Origin of the sequence: Pseudomonas fluorescens, assembly GCF_018614655.1 — a bacterium.
GTDB lineage: Bacteria > Pseudomonadota > Gammaproteobacteria > Pseudomonadales > Pseudomonadaceae > Aquipseudomonas > Aquipseudomonas fluorescens_BX.
Genome location: NZ_JAGGOG010000023.1, coordinates 113562 through 137053 on the forward strand (window position 1 = coordinate 113562; position 23492 = coordinate 137053).

At 58.0% G+C, this 23492-nt stretch carries 20 protein-coding genes; 7 read left to right on the forward strand and 13 right to left on the reverse strand.

Annotation, left to right across the window (positions count from 1 at the left end; all coding sequences use genetic code 11):
* Positions 1-90 precede the first annotated feature (90 nt).
* Positions 91-4935 carry an NEL-type E3 ubiquitin ligase domain-containing protein gene (locus J7E41_RS22760; protein ID WP_214996426.1) on the reverse strand — a complete coding sequence of 1615 codons (4845 nt, stop codon included), beginning with the start codon at positions 4933-4935 and terminating at the stop codon, positions 91-93.
* Between the two features lie 253 nt (positions 4936-5188).
* On the opposite strand from J7E41_RS22760, the gene mnmC reads away from it, so the two are divergent.
* Together mnmC and J7E41_RS22770 are read left to right on the forward strand one after the other, a co-directional pair.
* A complete protein-coding gene (gene mnmC, locus J7E41_RS22765) occupies positions 5189-7186 on the forward strand; it encodes a bifunctional tRNA (5-methylaminomethyl-2-thiouridine)(34)-methyltransferase MnmD/FAD-dependent 5-carboxymethylaminomethyl-2-thiouridine(34) oxidoreductase MnmC (RefSeq protein WP_214996428.1) in 1998 nt (665 codons plus the stop codon).
* Between the two features lie 400 nt (positions 7187-7586).
* Entirely contained in the window at positions 7587-7940 is a 354-nt protein-coding gene (locus J7E41_RS22770) for a hypothetical protein (RefSeq protein WP_214996430.1), read from the forward strand.
* On the opposite strand, the gene J7E41_RS22775 is transcribed toward J7E41_RS22770, so the two are convergent.
* From J7E41_RS22775 to gpJ, 6 genes are all read right to left on the reverse strand, one after another.
* Entirely contained in the window at positions 7921-8451 is a 531-nt protein-coding gene (locus J7E41_RS22775) for a lysis system i-spanin subunit Rz (RefSeq protein WP_214996433.1), read from the reverse strand. The two genes, J7E41_RS22770 and J7E41_RS22775, sit on opposite strands and share 20 nt — an antisense overlap.
* On the reverse strand, positions 8448-9053 hold the full coding sequence (locus J7E41_RS22780) for a glycoside hydrolase family 19 protein (protein WP_214996435.1): 606 nt from the start codon (positions 9051-9053) through the stop codon (positions 8448-8450). The genes J7E41_RS22775 and J7E41_RS22780 overlap by 4 nt, the downstream gene beginning before the upstream one ends.
* 61 nt (positions 9054-9114) lie before the next feature.
* Complete coding sequence (locus J7E41_RS28370) at positions 9115-9666, reverse strand: tail fiber assembly protein (RefSeq protein WP_214996437.1); 552 nt, start codon at positions 9664-9666, stop codon at positions 9115-9117.
* Positions 9667-9668: 2 nt separating this feature from the next.
* Complete coding sequence (locus tag J7E41_RS22790) at positions 9669-10106, reverse strand: hypothetical protein (RefSeq protein ID WP_214996438.1); 438 nt, start codon at positions 10104-10106, stop codon at positions 9669-9671.
* Positions 10107-10121: 15 nt separating this feature from the next.
* A complete protein-coding gene (locus J7E41_RS22795) occupies positions 10122-10778 on the reverse strand; it encodes a hypothetical protein (RefSeq protein WP_214996439.1) in 657 nt (218 codons plus the stop codon).
* Positions 10779-11103: 325 nt separating this feature from the next.
* Complete coding sequence (gpJ, locus tag J7E41_RS22800; protein ID WP_214996440.1) at positions 11104-14832, reverse strand: TipJ family phage tail tip protein; 3729 nt, start codon at positions 14830-14832, stop codon at positions 11104-11106.
* A 122-nt stretch (positions 14833-14954) separates the two neighbouring features.
* Between gpJ and J7E41_RS22805 the strand changes: the two genes are divergently transcribed.
* On the forward strand, positions 14955-15545 hold the full coding sequence (locus tag J7E41_RS22805; protein ID WP_214996441.1) for a hypothetical protein: 591 nt from the start codon (positions 14955-14957) through the stop codon (positions 15543-15545).
* A gap of 144 nt (positions 15546-15689) precedes the next feature.
* On the opposite strand, the gene J7E41_RS22810 is transcribed toward J7E41_RS22805, so the two are convergent.
* Positions 15690-16301, reverse strand: coding sequence for a tail assembly protein (locus J7E41_RS22810; RefSeq protein ID WP_214996442.1), 612 nt, complete (start codon positions 16299-16301; stop codon positions 15690-15692).
* Positions 16302-16851: 550 nt separating this feature from the next.
* On the opposite strand from J7E41_RS22810, the gene J7E41_RS22820 reads away from it, so the two are divergent.
* From J7E41_RS22820 to J7E41_RS22830, 3 genes are all read left to right on the forward strand, one after another.
* A complete protein-coding gene (locus J7E41_RS22820; RefSeq protein WP_214996447.1) occupies positions 16852-17130 on the forward strand; it encodes a type II toxin-antitoxin system RelE/ParE family toxin in 279 nt (92 codons plus the stop codon).
* Between the two features lie 8 nt (positions 17131-17138).
* Positions 17139-17438 carry a HigA family addiction module antitoxin gene (locus J7E41_RS22825; protein ID WP_214996449.1) on the forward strand — a complete coding sequence of 100 codons (300 nt, stop codon included), beginning with the start codon at positions 17139-17141 and terminating at the stop codon, positions 17436-17438.
* 138 nt (positions 17439-17576) lie between these two features.
* Positions 17577-17813 carry a hypothetical protein gene (locus J7E41_RS22830; RefSeq protein WP_214996450.1) on the forward strand — a complete coding sequence of 79 codons (237 nt, stop codon included), beginning with the start codon at positions 17577-17579 and terminating at the stop codon, positions 17811-17813.
* Here the strand turns inward: J7E41_RS22830 and J7E41_RS22835 are convergent.
* Positions 17797-18060, reverse strand: coding sequence for a hypothetical protein (locus tag J7E41_RS22835; RefSeq protein WP_214996452.1), 264 nt, complete (start codon positions 18058-18060; stop codon positions 17797-17799). The two genes, J7E41_RS22830 and J7E41_RS22835, sit on opposite strands and share 17 nt — an antisense overlap.
* Before the next feature lie 122 nt (positions 18061-18182).
* On the opposite strand from J7E41_RS22835, the gene J7E41_RS22840 reads away from it, so the two are divergent.
* Positions 18183-18449: a hypothetical protein gene (locus J7E41_RS22840; protein WP_214996454.1), complete on the forward strand. Its 267-nt coding sequence runs from the start codon at positions 18183-18185 to the stop codon at positions 18447-18449.
* Positions 18450-18623: 174 nt separating this feature from the next.
* Here the strand turns inward: J7E41_RS22840 and J7E41_RS22845 are convergent, their stop codons facing one another.
* Genes J7E41_RS22845 through J7E41_RS22860 form a run of 4 tightly spaced genes read right to left on the reverse strand, consistent with a single transcriptional unit; the run spans position 18624 to position 23463 of the window.
* Positions 18624-19388, reverse strand: coding sequence for a C40 family peptidase (locus tag J7E41_RS22845; protein WP_214996456.1), 765 nt, complete (start codon positions 19386-19388; stop codon positions 18624-18626).
* Positions 19389-19390: 2 nt separating this feature from the next.
* A complete protein-coding gene (locus tag J7E41_RS22850; RefSeq protein ID WP_214996458.1) occupies positions 19391-20143 on the reverse strand; it encodes a phage minor tail protein L in 753 nt (250 codons plus the stop codon).
* A gap of 11 nt (positions 20144-20154) precedes the next feature.
* Positions 20155-20493: a phage tail protein gene (locus J7E41_RS22855; protein WP_214996460.1), complete on the reverse strand. Its 339-nt coding sequence runs from the start codon at positions 20491-20493 to the stop codon at positions 20155-20157.
* Positions 20494-20496: 3 nt separating this feature from the next.
* Positions 20497-23463, reverse strand: a complete 2967-nt coding sequence (locus J7E41_RS22860; RefSeq protein ID WP_214996462.1) for a phage tail tape measure protein — start codon at positions 23461-23463, stop codon at positions 20497-20499.
* Positions 23464-23492: the final 29 nt, after the last annotated feature.

Here is a 23492-nt window from a genome sequence, read left to right on the forward strand (position 1 = left end):
TCAAGACTAGCGGATTGGGCATCACTGCGGACAAGGAATTCCCAGGGCCTTGCCGTGGATCAATCGCCGGCCCCAATGGCAGGGACTCACCTACCGTTCAGGCACATGACAGATACCCAGGTCCTGGTTTCTGATTATTTGCTGGGTCAAGCGCTCAACCACTCCGTTTACTGCTCGCTTGCGAGGTGAGCGCAGCGCTTCCATTTGGCGCAGGTACTCACCGTCCGTGAGGGCCTGGCTGTTCTCAAAGAGGGCTTGCTGTTGGGTGTCAAACGGCTCGGTTGCTGACGCGAATGACTGAGGGAATTGCTGTTTGAGGTAGGACTTCCAGAAGGACAATTGCGTGATGAAGCGCGAAAGTGCAGGCGACAACTCCGCGGCACGTACCCGTTGGTGCGCCGCTTCCAGACCAACGCTGGTCACATTGGTACCCGAGGAAAAGTGCATGAGCCTGGGCTGCCCCGGCAGGTCCAGGACTTTGGCCAACCCGGTGCGAAACGCCAGGCTGATCTCCAAGGGTTCCAGAGTCGGGTTTTCAATCGCATGATCTGCGGCAATTAGTTCCACTTGGCTGAGGCGAAACAAACCACGCCCCAACTTCAGCAGCACTGCGGGATGCCCCTGAACACGCGCGGACAGTCGGGTCGCCTTCTCGACCTCCATCAGGATTTCCATCTGACTGAAAATATCGGCGGCCCCATCCGCGCAGTTCATCGGATGTGCCGCCAGTTCAAAGACTCGTTCACGCAGATCGACGCTGTCATGAGTTGACTGCAGTACTTCCCAAACCCGCCGGCTCAAATCCTCACGCACATAACGGCTGTCAGCGGTGCCCGCCAACTGGGCCAGCACCTCGAACAACGGTGTCGACTCCGGGTCATCGCGCAGGTTGGCCCACGTACTGCGCTTATTGGCGTTTCTGGCTGCCACCTCATCCGGTAACCACAACGCCCGGGCTTTCAACTCAGTGAAACGTGGCGCGTCGTCATCCACATAGCCCATGCCAACCCCGACTTCCTCGCGGTAGCGGTTGAGCGCCGTAACCGTCGAGCGGGATAATGGATTGCCTCCCAGGTTGATCGCCTGGCTGAAACTGCGCGTCGACGTGAGCAGCCAGTCGGGCAGAAGGGTTATCCAGTTGTCGCGCAGGTCCACTTGATCCAGGTAGCCCAGCCGCCCAAGGCCTGTGGGCACGTCAGTGATTTTTGTGTCCTGTAACAACAGGGTGTGCAAGTCTCGCATCTTGCTCACGTCCAGGCTGCCCTCAATGGGGTTGTGGCTCAGGCCCAACAGACGCAGCGTGCTCAGGTCGGCCAGCTTGCGCCGGGTGTATTCAGTCAGCGCAAGCTGGTTACTGGCCACTGACAAACTGTCGAGCTCGGGCATTCGAGAAAGGTACTCCGGCAACCGGGTCAACTGGTTACGGTCCATGTCCAGGCGTCGCAGCCCCTTGAAACACTTCAGGAAGTAGGCGACGTCATCCTTCAGGCGCATGTTTTTTAGCGACAACTGCTGGACATGGTCGAAACGAATCTCGGGAGGCAGCACCGGCAAGGTGCCAACACGCATCCCATCCAGGGTCAGGCCGGCAACCGACTCTTGCTGTTCATTCAGGAGGAAGCTTTGCCGCCGCCAACAGGCTTCAATGCGTTCGGCCACTTGCTGGCGACTCTGGCGAATATCTCTGAGGCCAGGTTGTTTATCCAGATCGCCAATGGCAGTCTTCCAGTGCTTGAGGATAGCGCGCAGGTGCCCCAGGTTTGCCCGCAGACGGTCCACTGATTTGGCCCGGGCAAGATCATCAACCCCCAGATCCATCAGCAGATCAAATGCTTGTACGTCAGTGATCAGGGGATAAAGCTTCTTCAGTTTTCGCACCAACGCGGTGGGGCGCACCACTGGCCTCACCGGAGAATCCGAGACCCGGCAGGGCTTTTCCACTGTCAGCGGTTCGCGGCTTCTATCGGAAAAGGCCTCGGCTGCCATATCACGCTCACTCTGGGCCCTGGCCGCAACCATACGGCGCAGCCGCCAACCGTTTTCACTCTCCGTCAGCGGCAGTCCCAGGGCCGTTCGTTGCTTATCCTGGAGCGCGCGCGCAATCGCCTCGAACATCGCATCCGGACCAGTCTGGACGTTATCGAGGCTCTCGCCGTTGTCATCGAACGGCTGAAAACCTGCCGAGGACCTGACCACCACCCGGCGGCGCACGTCGGCGCCTTCCACCGCGCCAAGGGCCAATAGATCACCTCGGGGCGAATCCTGGCGCAGTTCCATCCACAGCTTCTCATCCCACCCCTCAATGCGCGGCAGCATTCGAACCCCGACACACTGTGTGTCGAAGTCGGCCAACTCCGGCAGTTCGAAACCGACAAGGGCGCGGTCCAGGCGCTGTTCGCCCAGTACGCGCTCCACCGACTCTGCCAGCGCCATGGGCACGCGCTGATTATCGCGCAGCAACTCACGCTCCACCGTCTGTGCCTCAGCCATCAACTCACGGATCACCGTGCACGGTAATTGTGGGTATGCCTTCCTGAGCGGCTCCCACTCTTGCGCCGCCGGCCCGTCGTAAGACTGATACAACTGCTCAAACAGGGGCTTGCGATCGGCCTTGAGGTGGGCGAGCAATCGACGCGCCAATACGGCGTGTTCCTCATTCGCGGCAACACCGTCTCCCAGCAGACCAATCTTTTGTTCCTCATCCAGTCGCGACAACAACACATCGAATACTTGTCCCTCACTCAATGCCTGCTCGGTGATGGTCAAGCGTTGACTGGCATCGTCAATCAGCCCGTTGGAGGGATAGCGCGCCTTGACGCCGCCCTGGGCGTCCAGCACCTCGAAATAGCGACCCTTGGGCCATCCGGGCAGCAGCGGCAAGGCATGCATCTGCAAGGCCACACTTTCAGCGTTGAGATAAACCCCGCGCTCCAGGAGCCAGATCAGATCGCGAATAGACTGCTCCAGCCTGAAGCGCTCGTATAAATCCCGAAAGGATGCGGGAAAGGGCAGGCATTCCTCGGCCAGGTGGTAACCCCAGCGGTGGGGTTTATCCATAATCTGCGTGATCAGTCGCAACTTTCGCGAGTCTAGCCTCGGGTGCCGGCTCGTCGGATCGAGGCGCGAAAAGAGATACTGTTGATCGTCCCACTCTTGCGGCTTTTCAAAGGAAAAGCGCCAGGCCCCTTCGCCGTTATGCAGCAATCCCGGGCGATAGGCCGTCTGCCGCACGGGATGGTGAGCCCGCCACCGGCCCTGCTTCGAGTCGAACGAAACCCGATGGACGAAACCATCGACTTTGACATACGTATGGCCACCCACCCTGTAGACACCTTCGGCATCTTCAACCACGCCATCGAGCAGACGTTGATCATGGCTGTACTGTGCCATGTCTGGGCGCCACAACCGCATGTTGCCGTCGTTCGAGCGTATGGCCTCCAACTCCTGGAAGTGGGCATCAAGGCTTAACCGGGCTCGCCTCAATACCTTGCCGACAACCTTGGCTCCCGCTGCGAACAACACCATTGAGGTGATATTTTCCGCCACCGCGCCCAACTGCTTGAGCGCTTCGTCCTTGTCACCGCGGCGCCAGTCTTCAACCCCCTCATACACTTCGCTGAGCATCTGCCCTACCGCTACCCCCGTCATCAATAACCCCAACGCAGGGACAACGAAACCGGCAAGGTTGAGCAACGTCAACCCGGCATCCAGATACTCAAGCAAGCGGCGCTTGCGCACCTCTTCGTCAACATCCTCCGCAGGGACCGCCAGTGTCCGCGCGTCGATTTGCAATTTGCCGGCGTAAGTCCCAAAAAAATGGTTCGCCAGGCTGGCCGTAATGCGCTTCGCTTCCAGTACACCCAGCGTGCGGCTCTGATCAAACCGACTGAAAAAACCGACTCGATCAACTTCTCCCAGATAGCCGGTAAAGAAGGTGCGATAGCTGGCCACTTCCAACTTCAGATCCAGGTAGACCTTGAAGTCGTTAAGGGACGGATACTCGAAAAACGCTCGCCCCGGCTCATTCGGCATATAGACCACGCAGGGTTCCTGCGGGTGCTCGGCAATCGGCCGGTTTGAGAAGACGACGATGCTCCACAGGCAACTGTCGAGGGCATTCAGGCCTTGCCAGATCACCGGGCGCCCCTGAAACAACACACCTTTGGCCTCGGACGGGTGCATATTCTGGTCGAGTAACGTACACACCATGGCATAGGTGCTCGAGGTGATATCGCCGCGCATGAGGGCGATGTGCGCATCGACCTTCATGTCCAGGGTTTTCATCCGGCCGATATCAATCGCCACTCCGTTGGTTACAAGCTCATCCTCGGTCGGGTCCATGCCCAGGTCAAAGACCTCACGGATGTGCTGTTGATACAACCGACCAAGGTCCAGAGTGCGACAACCTTGGGCGAATTCATGCGGGGTGACTGCAATCACCGCACGGGTAGCTGATCCCGATTGCAGCATTGACCCGGGAGCATAATGATCCGCACGCTCTTCATCCTCGGAAAAGTTTTGCAGCGCCATATGCAACAAACTCTGCTGTTTCAGAGTGACGGTACGCAGATAAATCAGCGGACCGATTTCTCTCTCGAACTCGTAGATGCCGAGGATAAAAAGATCTTTTTCCGGGTCCACCGTTACCTGCCATCGCTCCTGGCAGTAGGCCTTCAACTGTTCACTGCAGAACTCATCCAGCGGCCGTAACTGCTTCAAACGCTCGGTGACCGTTGCCCTGGCGTCCTCAACCCGCCAGGCATCCCTTTCAAGGGCCTCCAGCGAACCTTGCGGTGCATTGATCATCCAACCCGGCAGACGCTTTTTCAGCACATCCGCCTTGGCCAGGTCGCCCGTCATTGCCAGCAGCGCGGCTTGCAACTGCTGTTGCGTCAATTGGTTGAAAGTCTGGGTCAAATCATCCTGTACCTGCATCAGCAATATCCTTTATTGCCCGTTAATCAGGCGTTAACGATACCCGGAGCAGGGGGCGGGATTGACGCTGATTGTTGATCGCTCAGCAGGGCACTGCGGCGATATTTTCCATGGAAAAACTATTGGGTTACCGCCACGTTTTCGCTAAGGCAACGCCGGGTGTTTTGAGGGTCGTCGCGATCCTGATTGCCGTGGATCAATCGCGCGCCCCTTGATCGGCTAGAATGCCCCCCTTGTCTTTGCCGAGTTGCCCATGAACCCCGTACAGCCCAATGCCCAGCTTGACTGGGACGACCAAGGCCGCCCTCGCTCGAGGGTGTTTGACGACGTGTATTTTTCCGACAAGTCGGGCCTTGATGAAACCCGCTACGTGTTCCTTGAGCAGAACCGTCTACAAGAGCGCTTTGCCGCCTTGCCCGTGGGCGGCAGGCTGGTGATTGGCGAAACCGGCTTCGGCACCGGGCTGAATTTTCTCTGCACCTGGCAGTTGTTTGAACAGCACGCGGTACAAGGCACGCGCTTGCACTTTGTCAGCGTAGAAAAGTACCCGCTGAGCCACGCGGATCTGCAACGGGCCCTCGCCCTCTGGCCGGAACTCAAGCCATTCGCCGATCAACTGCTGGCGCAATACATCGCTATTCATCAGGGTTTTCAACGGTTGGTATTGGACAATGGCCGCGTCACGCTGACGCTGTTGATCGGCGATGCCCTGGAGCAATTACCGCAACTGGACGCACAGATCGACGCCTGGTTCCTCGACGGCTTTGCCCCAGCCAAAAACCCGGACATGTGGACCGCCGAGCTGTTTGCCGAACTGGCCAGACTGGCGGCGCCGGGCTCGACCATCAGCACCTTCACCAGTACCGGTTGGGTGCGGCGTCTGCTCAATGGCGCCGGGTTCAAGATGAAGCGCACGCCGGGCATCGGCCATAAGTGGGAAATCCTGCGGGGTGAATTTCTCGGTTGGCCGGCCGAGGCACCGTCACCTGCCGTCGCCAAGCCGTGGTTCGCACGCCCACCTGCGCGCCACGGCGAGCACCGGGCCCTGGTGATCGGCGGCGGCCTGGCCGGTTGCGCCAGCGCTGCCAGTCTCGCGGCACGGGGTTGGCAGGTCAGCCTGCTGGAACGTCATGATGCCCTGGCGCAAGAGGCCTCAGGTAATCCGCAAGGGGTGCTCTATCTGAAGCTGTCCGCCCATGGCACGGCCTTGTCGCAGATGATCGTCAGCGGCTTCGGTCATACCCGACGCTTGCTGGAACATCTGCAACGCGGTGTGGATTGGGACGGCTGTGGCGTTCTGCAACTGGCGTTCAATACCAAGGAAGCCGAACGGCAGGCGCAACTGGCCAAGGCGTTTGCCCCGGACTTGTTGCATCTGCTGGATAGAGATCAGGCTCAGGTTCGAGCCGGTATTGCCCTGGAGCACGGCGGGATGTTTTTCCCACAAGGCGGCTGGGTCCACCCGCCTGCGCTTTGCCAGTGGCAGGCTCGCCAACCCGGTATTGATGTGCTTGTCCACCATGACGTACTCGAGCTGCGCAAAGTCGACGATCAATGGCAGGCCTGGGACGGTGACACGTTACTGGCCAGCGCACCGGTGGTGGTGCTGGCCGGGGCCGCCGAGGTCAAGCGCTTTGCCGCCAGCGCCGACTTGCCCCTCAAACGCATTCGCGGACAAATTACCCGGTTGCCCCAGACCGTCGCCAGCGAAGCGTTGGCCACGGTGGTGTGTGCCGAGGGTTATGTCGCACCGGCGCGCTTGGGCGAACACACCCTGGGGGCCAGTTTTGACTTCAAGAGCGATGACTTGACCCCCACCGTCGCCGAGCATGCCGGTAACCTGGCCCTGCTGCACGAGATCTCCCCGGACCTGGCGCTGCGGCTGCACACCGATACGCTGGCCCCCGAAACCCTTGAGGGCCGCGCCGCCTTTCGCTGCACCAGCCCGGACTACTTGCCGATCGTAGGCCCCTTGGCCGACAACCCCGCCTTCACCCAGGCCTATGACGCCCTGCGCAAAGACGCCCGCCACACGCCGGATGCCACCTGCCCGTGGCTGGACGGCCTGTACGTCAACAGCGGGCATGGCTCACGCGGTCTGATCACGGCGCCGTTGTCCGGCGAGTTGCTTGCGGCTTGGCTGAACAACGAACCGTTACCCTTGCCTCGAAGCGTGGCCGAGGCCTGTCATCCGAATCGCTTCGCCGTGCGGGCACTGATTCGCAGCAATGTCGCCAAAGCGGAAAAATAACCGGCCCCGCGCCATAGCTCCCACACATCGGCCCTGCAGCCCGCAGGACATGCTCCTCCGGGCTGCAACCCTTTGCCTTATAACGGATTGTTCTAAAACTCTCTGAATATACTCGGGTCACTCCTTAGGTACCCGCCGTTTTGGCGTGCTGCATTTTTACCCCTCCCCAACGGAAAAACCGGTAAGGAATTTATGTGCGGATTAGCTGGAGTATTCCAAAGGCGCTAGACAAGGGGTTTCAGCGCCTTCTGAGACCCCTGATAGGCCCTCAAGGGAACATCTGTTGGTACGAAAACTGGTACGAGCTACACCCATCCCCGGCGTCCTGCCGACGAACACCACTCCCCAAACCTGCCGCACCTCGATTACTGTACACGCATACAGAACTTGAGATTCCCCTATGAATGTTGACATGGACACCGATGACTGGCTCGGCTGTCTCACTCCACTGGAGATGTACCAGCACCAGTGCTCACTTCTCGTGGATGAACTGGTAGAGACCGAGCGCATGTTGCGCAGAGCGCGGGCGAATATCGCCGGACTGGTCCAGATGAATGACCTGCTAATGAAAGGCAAGGCTCAGGCCGAGCAGCAGTTAAACCTGGCAAGCTCAGAGCTCGCCGACCTTAAGGGCTCGCTCACAGAGCCTGGAGTGCTCAGTATTGGGCTTGTGGCCGGGCAGCGCGATCACTTCATGCGCGAGAATCAACGACTGCTGGCAGAACTCAGGACCCTCAAGGAGCCACGGCCCTGACGTACGCCTGGCACGCCCGCAGCGCGATCAATCCTTGGTCGCCGGCGTCGGTGATGGCGATAATTCTTTGAGCATGCGCTGGGTCAAGTTGGGCTCGACGGGCTGCATGAACCACGCCGACGGTGCCGGGGGTGGCAGGCACGTTACAGCCACTGGCTGTATCCGTGCCGTCGAGAAGGACTGACAGCCGCACATCAGCAGTGGCAAGACGATCGCGAAGAGAAGCCTGATTGCGTTGAGCATCGGATAATTCCTGAGTGTGTTGTTGGTCCTGCACTGCGATCTGCTGCTCGATGGCCAAGCGCTTATCCTGCTCGGCCTTCTGCTGCCGCCAGGCTTCGTTGGTTATGGCGTCGAGCTGACCCTGGTGCTCGGCGCTTTGGGCCGAGAGCCGTTCGGACAGTTGCTTGCCCAGTCGCCAGTCCTGAACCTGCCAAGTCACGCCGGCGGCGCCGGCCATCAACAACAGAACCAGCACCGCCAGGCCAGTCAGCTTATGAACCGGCGTCATGCCAGCACCTTCAGCGCCCGGGCATACAGTTCGGCTCGATCTGCCGCGCCAGTCTGCCCGCCATTGATACGCTGGGTGATGCCCTTGAGGTCGCCGGCATCGGCCAGGGTGTTCAGCCCATTGGTCGCCCAGTACCAGGCCGCCGAAAGCGCCGCGTATTGCGGTTGCTCCAAACGCTCAGGGCTGCCGACCAGGTCCAAGCCTAGGGCACCCCCACACGCGGTGTAGTTGTTCTTCCCTGTCACCTGAATCAGGCCGCGCCCCCGGTACTTCCATCCATCACCCGGCGTGGAGTTCCCCATGCGCCCGGCGTAGACAATGTTGGCGATCTGCTCTGGCTTTCTGGCTGCCGCCGTTGCGCGCTCCAGGTCGAAGCGAGATGGCCAAGTCTTCATCAGACCCTCAACACCGTAGTTCAGGTTTTCCACCAAGCGCGTCAACTGCCCCGACTCGTGCCCCACCTGGGAGATGAAGGCAGCGATGCGCAGAGGATTGACGATGGCATACCGGTTCATCGCGGCATTCAGGGCAGTAACAAAAACGCCGGCTTGGCGGCCGGCGTTCGGGAGGATCTGTAGCAACTGCTGCTCGGTGATCGGCATACTTTTCTCCAGGCGAAAAAAAACCCGCTCAGTTGGCGGGCATCGATGTTTAAGCGCGGTACTAAGCGGGTGCCACGGGCCATTCAATAGCCAACGGATAATCTGGCTGCTCCGGCACCCGGTTGAGTGCAACACGGTATTTCTTCCAGGACTTCAACGCTGCCAGATCAGCTTCCGTGGCTTCGTCGACATCGACTGCATCCTGTAGCGGTGCAATCGCGTAATCAGCGTCAGCTCGCAGACGGGTGATCTCGCCCAGGGCATCTGCGGCGGGGTCGATAACCGGAGGTGGAATTTCAATGGGCGGAAGATCAGGCACCAGTATGTGCAACGTGACCATAGTTTTCAGGTCGTAAGGCTCCCCGCCCATGGTCACAGTCACTGTGAGTAAATCCGCCTCAAAGGTGATGTCTACATCTGCCTTGCTTTCAGAGGGATGAAGGGAGTAGCCCCACCCCTGATCAACAGGAGGAAAGGGAACCATGCCCAACGTGCCGGTGACGCAGTACGCGCCAACATCCCTTCGGTAGCTGTCCACCTCAGAGCCGCCCAGCGATGTCAGGTCATACATCGCGCCAGTAGCGCCTACGATATTGATTGCTGCTCTTGCCATGATTAGATCGCCTTGAGGGTGCCGTCTTGGGCTCGGGTGGTATTGCCGGTGCTGTAAAACTCAACAACGGGTGAGTACGCAGTCTGGTCTTTCGAAATAGTCCTGTACCACAGCCTACTCGTGGCGACCCCCATGATGAGTTGGCATTGGTTGCGAGGGTCGGGCCCCCAATCAGAACTGAGCATCTGCACGATGGTGTAAGGCATCACCGGGGAACCATTAAAACCCCAGAGCCCTGTTGCAAGTGCGGAATTATTGTTGCCGCCAATCAGCGAAGGACCAAGCCAGCCGCCAGCTCCTTCCGGCATAGCCCTCCCGGAAATTGGTATTCCCGCATAAATCTCCTGAGTCATCGTATTGACTTTAATCATCGCGCTGCGTGGTGTATCGCCACCCTCACCGGTGATCGCGACACCCAAGTTAATAACTTGTCTGGACATTAAATCTACCACCCATCAATCAATTGGCTTTGCAAAAACAACAGGATTATATAGCGTACTTGAAATATCAACACCGACAACCTGCATTAAAAGCCTGTCATTGTTGTACTCCCAGACCGCATACATGTTTCCCTGCCTGGATACCAATCCCGCAACATCCATTGCAATATTATTTAGAAGCATGTAATCACCGCTTGCCAAACTAGATGGCGCTGTCCATGTCAGGCGTGACTGGCCCTGACCCGTAGATACCGATCCAAGGTAAGTCCAGCTTGTAATCGTTCTAGTGAATTGAGCGCATGGCGTTCCGTTATCAAACAGAAGCTTTCCATTCGCATCCCACAAACGAAAGCCGAACTTTGCAGTCGGCTCGGACTTGAACGCAGCAGCAAACCACTTCCCAGACGTAGCATTCCCAGTCACGCCTACGAATGAGAAGCCAGTCCATGCGCCAGATGACCCGCGCACCAGGCAAAAGCAAAACAAGTTCGACTGGTCAGGCCTAACAAATACCAGTGGTGGCTCATCTGTCGTTATGGTTTTTGCGAAGTTGACCACAACCCCGGACCCGGTACCGCTCCAGGTCCCTTTATCCAGAGTCGTCAGTCTTGCAAACTCGGAGTCGAGAGTTACAACATCATCGCCATTAATAAACCTCATCCCATAAGACATTACCTGTACCTCATCACAAGTAATCGCTGTGTTGATGTGCCGAGCGGGCCGTTTGCGCTTTGCCTATTCCCAAACCAAACCCTGACAACCCCATTTAACACCTCAGGTATAAATCCTATCGCGCTATTGAATTGCCCGCCCGTATCATAAGGCGCAATAGGGACACAAACCGCCGAATACTTAGTGGGCTCAACCCCAGAAACGGCTATATCAACATACCTCGCGGCGGTTTTAGCAACTAGAGCCGAATAAGTAACACCAACAGTGAACGATGTTTCATCGAGCTCCAGCACGCCAGTCGCCCCCCAAACCCTGATCCCGTGGCTCATGCGTCAAGATCTCCCCACTGATAACGCTTTATGTTTCCTGCGTCGAATACTTTCCCGCCAGCATTATTGATAACTTGACGAGCATAACCGGCTCCCAGAGAGCTGTTGATTTCAAACGTGCCATCAAAGAACAACTTCCAGCCAGAAGTTCCAGCCACATAGTTATTCGACTGGATGTAGTTACCGATCTTGGCGTTGGTGATCGTGCCATCCTGAATAAAGGCGGACCGAATGAAGGTCTGCCCATCCTGCACAGCGAACGGCACCGTCCCAGCCTGGCCGATGGCGAACCTGTCGGCGTCGATGATGAACTGGCTTTGCAAGCCGCCCGGGCCGTTCTCCAATCCCAGGCCAATACCGGCGTACTTGTAGAGCCCGGTGGCGGTTTCGTATTGCATCCGCACCGACCAGTTGGCCGTGATCTTGCCGTCGACCGTTTGGATGGCAGTGGAGTTGGTCTGGATAGCCAGCGTATTGCCGCCGACTGTCGTTTGGACGGTATCAATTCTGGTGGCTAGGGCCCCGTCGGCATTGATCCTTGCGGTTTGCTCAGACTGCACAGCAGCAGCATTTGATGCCACCTTCACCTCAACGGTATCGGTACGCTGCCCCTGGACCAGATCCCCTTCAATGATCGCCGACTGGGTAGACCAGACCCCGACACTGCTTGTCTCGGCGCCAATCCAACCAGTTTCATTGCCGACCATCTCCGGGTTGACCTTCAGGTAAATTCCATCCACCCGTTCTGCCGTGGTGGTGACCTTGCCATCGAGCGTTGTGACCGTGGCCTTGAGCGTACTCAAACCGGTGGCAGTGGCATTCACACCGCTGACAGGATCGTTCACCGTGGCGTTGACAGCGTTCAACTGCTGGGCCTGGGCGGTGATGTCGTTGCCCTGCTGGGTGATCGTCGCCGAGTTCTGTTGAACCTGCGTCACCAGCGCGTTAACCGTCTGCGTCACTGTGCCGATATCGGTCCAATAGGTAGCATTCGGCGGAGGATTGTTCGCTGGTACTGGGCCATTTGCCTGATAGAGGTGTTGACCCTTACGAACGATATCGTTCAGGGCATACGCCTTGTCCGGTACCCATTCCAGCGCATCGACGATCTGGTCAATCAGTCCTTCCAGCTCTTCCTTGGCTGCATCGATACGTCCGTTGACCGAGCCCGGACCGTTGCCATCGATGAGATCGATCCGATCCTTGAGAAGCTGACCCAGCGATGTCTCGTCGATCTGCCCCTTGATCTGCTCGAGGATTGGCCCTGCGTCCGAACTGGCCTGCCCCATCACACCATTTACGACCGGATAGAACGGGCCGATGTTGCCGGTACGGTCCACCAGTCGCGCCCAGAAGAACAGCGTTGCACCGGCCAGCAGCTGCTGCATCCGATAGTCAGCCTGCGGATATGCCAGGTCGGCCAGCTTGGTAGCCGCGCCCAAGTCATTCGCTGGCCCATACCAAATCTCTGTGCGCTGAGTGTCTTCTGCACCTGGTGGAAAACCCCACTTAACGCCGATCCCGAACAACTCGCTTGTGGTGGTCAGGAACGACACCGCCGGCGGAAGGCCGGTTTTGCCGGTGAGGTTGGTCAGGTTGGAGCTTTTCCAGATCGACGAGATCTCGAATGCACTCACAGAGCGTACGCGGGCCATGTAGGCGCCCGAGTAGATCCCTGTGATGTCCACGCTGGTCGAGCCCGTGCGTTGCACCTTGATCCAGTTGCCGCTGTCCTTACGCCACTCCACGTCATAGGCAACAGCACCATTCACCGCAGGCCATGAGATGTTCATGGTGCTGATGGCGATGCCTTGGTTCACGGCGTAGCTCGACGTCAGCGTGACGCTGGCTGGTGGCGGAACGATGGTGATCGGGATGACGCTGATCGGGCGCTCTTCCAGACGGGCGCCGGTGTCGATGTGAGCGAACTTGCTCGGGTCGTACTGCACCGCCGAAATCTCGAACACGCCAGGCTCCGGCCGAGCCACGCTGGTCACGCGATAAAGCGGGATGGCCAGGTCGTCAGCATCCAGTGCCCACACCAGTTCACGCTCGGGCGCGACGGAATAGGCAATGGTGACGGTGACCTGGCGGCCACTCACCAGTTGAACGGTGCGCCCTTCGCATTTGCCGTCTGGCAGGTTGAGGATCAGGCGATCACCGGGCTTGGCCTGGGTGTCGCGATCCAGGGTGATGACCTTGCCGTTCACCGCCGAGATGCGCCCGCCCACAGGCCGACCTGCGATAAGTTCGTCAGCGACAGGGATCACGTAGCCAGGCAGCGGAATACGCCCGTCCAAGCCGACCTTAAACGTAATGGCCCGGTCCTTGGAGTTGGTGAGCAAGGCCCACTTGCCACGTCGCTGCGCCTCAGACTCACGCGTGCAGCCGATCGCGCTGATCTCCAGCGAGTTATCGCCATAGCGCCGCTGAAGCTTGGCATCTGTCACCGCAGTGACGTCCGTGTCGTAGTTGTTCGCCGGGTTGTCGTAGCTGATCAGGGCACGGGTATAGCGAGTGCGCTCCGACGCGCTGGAATAGGTGAACTTGCCATCGATGACGTTCGCCCGGGTATAGGCGAAGTCGAAGTCAGTGGCGCGCGGCATATCCGAAAGGGTGAAGACCTGGCCTTGGGCCCAGTAGGTCATGCCCCGGTAGATCGCCGAGATATCACGCAGCAGCGACCAGGCATCAGCTTTGCTTTGCAGGTTAAGGTTGCAGATGAAGCGCGGCTCCTGGCCACCTTTCCCGTCCGGCACCAGTTGGTCGCAGTACTGGGAGATGCGGTAGAGCTCCCACTTGTCCACCATCCATGGCTTGATGCGACGACCAAGGCCGAAGCGATCGGCTGTCGTGATGTCGTAGGTCATCCAGACCGCGTTATCGGTCCAAGCCTGCTTGAAGGTGCCATCCCAGATCCCGGTGTAGCTCCGTGCCACGGGGTCGTAGTTGCTCGGCACCTGCATCTTCTTGAGCTTGGTCTCGATGGTCACCGCCGGGATATTCCGGAACTGCTCTGCGGAGAACTCGATGTACAGCAGCGCGGTATTTGGGTACCGCAGCTTCGCGTCGATCACCTCAGTGAAGCCAGCGATCTGCATCGTGTCGGAGATTTTGTTGTTGTTCTGGTTGATCGTCAGTCGCGTGATGCGCATCAGCCAGCCAGAAGTAGCCTTCGGCAAGTCGATGCGGCGAGTGCGCTCGTACACGCTGGTGGTCTTGCCGTCGACAGCTTCGCTCAGAACCTGCTGGTACGCGCCGCCATCGGTGGCCACCTCGACCTTGTACTCAATCCGGTACCCGTTGATGTTCCCGTCGACATCTACAGACTGGAGCGCTGGCCAGGCGAAACGCACACGAACGGCGGAAAGCTGGGTGTTGCTGATCGCACGGACCCATGGGGTACCGCTACGCAGCTCAGTGCTGATGGTGGTCTCGTTCTCTACCGAGGGAATGCCCTGGATATACGACTGATCAACCGCACCGGTGCGCCACTCCCACTTCACGTTCGGGAAGTTCATGTTGCCCTGAGGATCTTGCAGTGGGGTGTTGTCGAGGTAGATATCGCGCGCGGTGGGCGTACCTTCAAACTCGCCCTCGCCCACAGCGATCAGCATCTTGGCAACGGCAACAGAGCGCAGGCTATCAGGCGCTTCCGTCGGCGTTTTGGGTTTCTCTTCGCCGCCCTTGGCGCCGTGGATTTCGATCTTGCGTGCTGCGCCCATGCTTTCCTCCAGGCAATAAAAAACCCGCTCAAGGCGGGCTAAGGCTGTTCAAATCAACAGCTATCTAACGGGTCGGGTTGCAGTGTAATTTCCGCCACTCATCAACCGACCGGCAGATTAAAATGACCAACGAAGCGGAATTTGCTTCTCGTCCAGCATGCACTATCGATTGGCCGAGGCAATTTGAATGCGGGCCTTCTGATGAGCATTTACATGCTATAGGGCAATTCATGGTGGCCTACTCGTTAGTTGAGTGGGACATATCCGGTCTATTTACTTACTTTTCAGGGCTATCCGCTGACCGAGCACGGAGGTTGATCGTTGAGACGAACATGCCCACAGCCGGCATGATCAAGTTTGTGACAGAGAGCCTGCGCGCTCCGAACCAGGCCCACCCCGAGGCAGCGCAAGATATGCTCGCGGTGTTCCAAACACTTGAAGCACTGACCAAGGAGAGGCATCGCATTGTTCATTGGCAATGGGCTATGAGCGGCAACCAGGATGCGTCCCTAAGCAACCTGATAAAACCTAAAAAAGCTCCAAACGCAGATCACTCACTTTCTCTTGAAACTCTACGAAATTTTTCCTTAACGCTGATGAAGATAGGCCGAGCCTTTTCCTTCAACATGTTGATCATCCGGGGGCAGAACACTCGCGAGCAGATTCTTTCAGTGATTGTAGGCACATCGCCTGGAACGCCCTTTCGAGTCTGAAGCGAGTTACAGGCCATTCATCCACCTCCTCAAGAATCTCCAACCCGACGTCAATCATGGCATCTGAAACGACGATCTCGGATGCCTGAATGTTTTTAACCGGGACGGATACGCGGCACTCTTTTTCAGCTGTCATGATTGGCCTCATGCTTGGTCTTCGGCATAGATCGCGGCACTGATGATCGCCCCACCCACTCGACGCTTTCCGTAGCACAGCGGGACCGGGTTGCCGGATGCAGTGGTGTTCTTGGCGCTGCCGAAGGCGTAGCCGGGGGTATTCTCTGGCGCGGCGCTGGTCTTTAGGCCGCCAGCTTGTGGGCTGAGCATCTGGATAACGCCGCCGGCGACGAGGCCGATACCGCCAGAAATCATAGCCGCGCCTAATGGAGCTGCAAGGCCAAACGACATTCCGCTGACAATAACACCGGCCACAATCATTACTGCGCCCACTATCGTTTGAAGCACGCCGGCGCGCTTGCTACCGGTAATCACTGGAGCAATACGGATATCTCCCAATCCTTCAAAGCCCAGTTCCTTTTCTTCAAGGTTTTTGCTTCCTCGAAACACTGCGAATTCAATCCCTCTCGACTTCGCATTAGAGATAAATCGCTCAAACCCTGGAATCTGAACACAAAGCGCTTTTATGGCTTCAGCAGGCGTTCGCACGGCCAGTCGAAAAGAGCGTCCGAATTGCCGAAGCTGCCCATACAGCAAGATCGTAGTCATTGGTTGATATTCGATAGCGAGTGCGGCCATTGCTTTTCTCCGGGTGTAAAAAAGCCGCCTCGTGGGCGGCCCTTAATTTCGCGATGAGATACTTAAATGCAGGCTTTGGCGGCATCCTTCCAGCCAGCCGTTCCAGTCCAGTCCATTGGGAGAAAAACCTTTACCAGAGACCCGCCTGAAGACTTATCTACAACTGCGAGCGCGACAACCCCAGTAAAAGCTGTCGATGCGGAAATCTTGTAGCCACTCTCAGTTTCTATGGAGCTAGTTGACGGGTTGAATTCCTGCCATTTGGGGCCAAGGCAGCGAGCATACTGCTGTGGTGTCTTCTGCGATTGCGCGGAAAACGAAGGCGCCCCCTCCTGTACTCCAGATGTCGAGCACCCCGCCAACATCGCCACCGCTACCGCCGCTATCAAAATTCGCATGCCGTTCCCTCTTTGGTTTGGCGGGACTTTAGCACTGAGAAGCGAAAGCAAGAAACCCGACCAGGCATGCAAGTAATTGCTTGTAAATGCTTGCACTGCTACGCGATCCCTGTAGACTTAACCTTAACGAATAACGTTAAGCATTAACAACCATGATTCGAAGCTTTGCATGCGCCGACACGGAAACGCTTTTCACGACTGGTAGGACAAGGCACTGGACTGACATCAAGGCGGTTGCAGAACGCAAGCTGGCTGCACTGGATGCCGCCAAAGAGCTTCGAGACTTGCGCTCCCCGCCTGGAAACCGGCTTCACTCCTTGGAGGGTGACAGAGAGGGCCAGCACAGCATCAGCATCAACATGCAATGGCGAGTCTGCTTCATATGGACCGATAACGGCCCAGAAAACGTTGAAATTGTCGACTATCACTGAGGTGCATCATGTTCAAGAATGGCATGCGACCAGTACATCCTGGCGAGGTTCTTCGCGAGGACTTCCAGAGCGAAATGGGCTTTAGCTCTGCGGCCTTGGCTCGCGCGCTAGGCGTGGCCACCCCTACCGTAAATAATATTCTACTTGAGCGTGGCGGTGTTTCTGCGGATATGGCGTTGCGTTTGGCTGCCTGTCTGGATACCACTCCAGAGTTCTGGCTCAACCTGCAAACAGCGTACGAGCTGCGCAAGGCAGAGCAAGAGCACGGAGAAGAGATTGCCGGGGCGGTACATCGCCTAGTTGCCTGAGGCAAAGCTTAAGAGCCCGCCGCGTGCGGGCTTTTTCATGCCCTCCTCCTGTCCAGGCATCCAGCATGGATGGAATGCCAGTACCACCTCTCCACCCTCCGATAGTAGCCTCTGGCCTCCACAAACCAAGGATCGGCCATGTCAATCAGAAGCCTCGCGAAAAACCTTCCAGTAGACCCGGACAACAAAGGGTGCGTGCTCGGCTGGGCGGTGCTCAGGGATGCCCTTGAGCCTTGGCACCTGGTCGACGTCTACGCCAGCAAGGCAATTGCCCAGGCTGAGGCCGCGCGGCTGAATAACGGATACATCGTCGAGTACGGCTCTCACAGGCTTGGAACAGACGAGTTCATTGGCGGGCTTACACCACCGAGGTGAGTGGAAGGCTCTCTGCCGCAAAGTGGATTCGCCCAGGCCCTGACACCAGTTCGGCAGTGAGCCCGGGGTTACCGGTGTAGGCACGGCGATAACCATCCTTGCTTTGGCACTTGCCGGAGAATTTCATGCGATCAATCTCGGCACCGCCATCCAGAATGGCGACCTCAGTTTCAGCGCCGCAGATACCGGCATCGGTAATGGTGAAAAGGTCGTGAATGGTCAGCATGTAGCGCTGGCTTGGCTGCATACAGCCCTCCTGCTGCCGGATGGGCAGTGAGAAATAAACTGAAGGATTCCCCAGTCCTTCGCCTGCAAGCCCAAGGACTGGGATTGCGCCAATGTCGGCGCGTTTATGACCTGGAGGTCAATGTGAGCGAAGACGTGCAAGTGGAAATGTCAGCTTTAGAAGTGGGCATAATCAATGCTCTTGTGGCTATCAGTGCCGCGCTTAAAGCCTCCCCAGGCTTTAACAATGAGGCATTGAAGCAGATAGCCCAGCATATGCTTGATCAGAAGGTACCATCGCCATTCCGGGGTCCGGCGGCGGAAGAGGGATATGCAAAGCCGCTGAAAGTACTAATAAGCGACCAAGCACCGATCATGGAATGGCTCGGTCAGGACCAACCAAAACACTAAATCTTGGTATCGCTGACGGCACGGCTCGCTCTAGATCCTGAGACTACGAGCGTGCCGTCTTTTTGTAATACCCAAGCAGCCTCGCCACCAATGCCTTTTTTCTTGCTTCGGATTATTGAGCCGACTAGAGCTCGAAATACAGGCTTCATAATGCCCTCCTGCGGCACTGCCGCGTCATGTTGGTTGTTTTGCGTCTTTGTGCCTGAGGATCAGGCGTGTTCTGTCCGACCATGGTCCGCCAAAAACTATGATTTCGGACGGCCTGCCGTACAGGTGGTGCAGCAGGAAAGGCCCCGGGCCGAACGTGCCCGACTCTTCGCCTGGCAGCGACGGATCAGCGCCCAGGTAGATCCCTCCATGGTTCGGGTGGACCGTCCGCCCGATTGACATGACGATCAGATCGCCGCGCTGAGGTCGATCGACTCGTACAAAGCCGGCGGCCTCATAGTGCTGCTCGTAGAGGCTGATGTTGTCCACACTCTCCCACCAGCCATCGACGCGCTGGAAGGCTTCGAACTCCAGCCCCCACTCACGCTGATACCAGTCAGCACAGACCTGCCAACAGTCCCAAGCGCCGTGCACGAACGGACGCTTGAGCAGCGGCGTGCTGCCTGTCGGCGTGATCGTCCTGAGGTCGCCTTCGGGCCACGACAGAATGTGCCAGGGCAACGCTGTGGCCTCGCACATGGCCAGGTCCCGAGGTGATGGTCTGGAGGTCGCATCAGGGTGTGAATGGACAATACCCATCACCTCACCCAAGTCTTCCGCCGCGGCGTAGTCCTCTGGATCAAGGCGAAACTCTTCGTTCGGCTCCGTGGAGATGTTCCTGCACGGGAAGTATTTTTGCTTGCGCCGGATGACCAGCAACAGGCCGCAGCACTCGCGGGGATACTCCGCCGCAGCGTGCGCCTGGATCGCCGCAATGATGTGCTTGCGCATAATCAGCTCCGGGCAATCAGGGAAACGGCGGGGAATCCACCGAAGGACAGTTCGTTGTTCTCGCCGAAGCGCAGCTTGCAGGACGACAGGCAGCCTTTGCACTGGTCCAGGGCAGGGTCATCTGTGGGGTTGTCTTCATCGTCGAACATGGCCGCGTCGGTATACCCGCAGTCTGGCCCGCGGTAGCCGTTGGTCATCGCCCAGTGGCAGAACGTTGTCATCTGGCGCCCGGGCAGACCGTGGTTGTCGATCTCGCCAGGGGAGGACAGCTCCCAGACCACGGCCTCGCCGTCCTCACTGGTTTTCTGGTCGATGTACCAGATCTCCAGCGCTTCCTGAGTTGGGTCGGCAGTCGGGTTGCCTTCTGGATAGTTCGCCGCATCCAGGTACTGGGCCAGGGTCTCGCGAACGGTCAGCTTGAACTTCAGCATGTCTTCGAAGGCCAGGCACAGAGCCGTGACGCGCCCATTGATGTTGCCGGCGGCGAACGTGGGCCTGGTGGCCGTGCCGTCACTTGCGGAGGCGATGCCCTCAATCTGCACTGGCCAGGCCGCGTACTCGGCGCCCTGCCACCAAATAGACTTGGCGGGCAGATCGTCTTCCGAATGCTCGTAGGCCAGCAGTTCCTCAGGCGTGTGCGGGATTGCGTGACCGTGGAAGCGCAAGTAATCGGCGCCGTATTCGGTCCCGTCAATTTCGAACAGGCGAATCTCGCCGCCGGGCTCCAGTTTCTGGATATCCGTGATCAGTGCCATAGGGGAGGCCTTTAGGGGTGAAAGGTTTGTTCAAAAGTCGCAGTGATGGCGTAGACAGAGCCGCCTCGGTGCACAGGCTTGTAACCCGTGCATTTGTATAGGCCGAGCTCGCCCAAGGGTGGCTCCCACAGGAAGCCCTTCGCCCCTTTGTGCCGATCGAGGAATGTCATGATCTGCTTAATGTGGTCCTTCATACCGGTGAAGGTAACCGGCCAGGACTGGGACCGGTTATTGATCCCGTCCTCGACTGACTGGGCGTATCCGTCGCCAAATTGCTTGGTCCTGACGCGCTGCGTGATTTCGCCCTCGACTCCCTTCTCGGTCGCCCAGTTGAACGTTTCGAGTGCCATAAATCATCCTTTTACGTTTCGGCTGCTCACGCCGCCTTGCCGCCAAGACTTGGCGATCTCTTCTTTCGCAACGGTGCGCATGCGTTCCTGCATGTTTCTCTGAAATAGCTCGGTGTCGAGTTCGGCGCCGTCTGGCTTGCCTGACTCTTCGTCCGTCATGAGCATGATCGGCATGCTGAGACTGATAGAGGTGCCTCCACCGCCGCCACCGACAGACATCACTCCGAGCTTGCCGTTGGCGGTTCGGGTCAACGGCATGATCGCCTCATCCCCCGCCTCACCCATGACCCCGGTCTTGCCATTGGCCATGCCGAACGCTGTAGGCTTGCTGACGACAGAATTGGTGAACGCGCCGCCGTCGGCGAACATCTGCACGCCACCCGACCAAGCACCACCCTTGGCTTGAATGCTGCCTGGGGTGAAGTTGGATAGATCGGTACCGGTATAGCCGGCAGTGGTGGAGCCTCCCGACGCTGCGCCGCCGAAGTACGAACCTGCAGCAGACACGCCGAGCCCCACGAGAGAACCGAGGAGCCCTGACGCCGCCTGCCGGGTAGCAATGCGTGCCATATCCGCCAGAATCGACTTGGTGAAGTCAGCAAACGACAGCTTTCCGGTCATGGCGAAGTTGACGATTGAGTCTTCCATCGAGCCGAACGCATTGCCGAACAGGCTCTTGGTCTGCCCTGCAACGTTCTGCGCCGAATCCAGGTAGTTGGCCCAGGCCGATGTCGCACCCTTGGTCCAGTCGCCCTGGGCGACTGCCACATCCGCGTAGTTCTGTCGGATCTGGTCGGTTGCCTTTTTGTTCGCGTCTGCGAGCGCCTGCGACTTCCGAGAGAACTCTTCGTCCGACATATTGCGTGATGGGTCGGACTTTTGGTTTGCCAACTCCAGCGACTGCTGAGCAAACCGATCCTGCTGGCTGTTCAGTTCACCATTAAGTGCGTTCTGGCGATCACCTTGGCCAACACCGAGCACTGCACGTTGACCTGCCAGCTCAAGGGCCTTTTGTTGCTGACCCAGCGCCGCGACATACTGGTTGATCGAGTGCGTCTGCTTGTCGATCCTTCCCTTCTCGGCAGTCGCCAGCACTTCAAGCTGGCTGTCGGCATCCTTCTGCGCCTTGACCATCCCTGCGCGCGCGTCGGCGATCTTCTGGTCCAGCTGGATGCTTTGCGCGGCTGATGTGGTCTTCTTGCCCTTGGTGGCCTCAAGAGCAGCAATCTCGGCCTCATAGGCGGCCGCCACGTCCACGCTTTCCTGCTTGATCAGGGCGGCTCTGCGCGTGGCGTAGTCGCCCTGCGATACCAAGCCTGCCTTCTGCGCCGCTTCCAGTTCCTTCTGGGCGTTTTTGTAGTCGTTTGCGATGTCGGCTAGGTTGTTTTTGGCACTGTTGAATGCGGTTAGATCGACCTGGGTGGCGGCGGTTTTTGGATCCTTAAACTTGTCTCGAGTCTGTTTTTCTAGGGCCGCTTCCTCTGCAGCAGTGAACGTGTAGCCTGCCTGTCGCGCTAATGTGATGCGTCTTTGATTTTCCTCCAGTGCCTTGGTCAGCTTCGCGGACTTTGAGGCGGTAGCGTCGAGGTTGTTTTGCAGCGTTTCATAGGCCTTCGTACCCGCTTGGATATCTTGACCCTGAAACATTTTCCGTCGAGCTTCTGCCTGGTCATCCACTTCTTTCTGCAGCATGGCGGTGATGTCGCTTTGGGCGCCCGATTCACCACGACTGAGCATCATCATGTCTGGATTGTCGCCCATGATCATCGGGTTCGATTTGGCGTTGCGCAGCGTGTTCAGGCGGTCAGCAAGCTTTTCGAACTTTTGATCAAATGTCTCTTCCCTCCCAATATCAAGCACTGCGTCCCAGGCGTCTTTGGCAGCCCCCTTGACTGCATTCCATGCGCTTTCTACTGTGCCCAAGTTACTGGTGATGGTGTCGGCGCGCACAATCAGAGCATCGGCGTAGGCTGTCTCTGCCAACTGCTGAGCCCCCAGGGTGTCACCTTGCTCCTGCAAGGCCCGAATCTGGGTATACGTCGCGGCAGTGAGGAAGTTGTACTTGTCATTGAGCGCAACGACTGCCTTCACAGGATCGTCCGCCAGCTTGGCGAACTCATCGACGGTTTCGGATGCTGCTTTGCCGGTAGCTTTCTCGAATGATAGGGCTGCAACCGCGATATGCTCGAAGCTGCTGCTCACGATCTTGCCAGAGCCAGCCAGTTGCGCGAGAACCTCCGCTGCCGCCCCAGTAGTGCCAACAGTGTCGCCAATCTTGCCCGCCATTGCCCCAAGGGCTGAGGATGTCGTCCCCGCGTAATTGCCGGTAAGGATCAGCGATTTGTTGTAGCGATTCTGCTCTTCGCTGCCCTTGTAATAAGCGTATGCCAAACCGCCTATGGCGGCGGTGACAATTCCAATTGGCGCAGCGATGGCAAGCATACTGCTCATAGATGCGCCTGCACCGGCGCCCAACTGCGCAATTGCACGCGCCCCACTACCCCAATCGCCCGACTGAATAGCGTTGCTGAGCTGCATAACATTTTCTTGAGCTTGGCGGGTTCCCAGCTTCAGCTTGTCGAAGGCGCCGCCTACTTCGGTAACGCCCGCTCGATCTTTTCCGACCTTCGCCAGGGCGGCGTTGTAGGCCTCGACATCAATTGCGCCGGCGCGGAATGCTTCGTGTGCGGCCTTTTCCTGAGCCTCCAGCTTTGCCAGCTTTGCGGTTACCGGGTCAATTCCATTGACGGTGCGTTTCAGAGCCTCAATCTGTCGGTTTTCTGCGTCAATCAGGCGCTGCTTTTGGGCTGTTTCCTTGGCTTCCGCCTTCTCGATCTTGTCGAACGCCTTGCCCAACTGCTCCTGATATTTGAGCTGCTCCTCAGCCGTGACCAGTCCGCCCTTCTTGGCGCGCTCAAGCAGGCCCTCAGCCTGCATCAGCGATTCCATACTGGTAATGTTGCCGGTCATCGCCTTGTCTAGTGTCCTGAGCGGTTAAT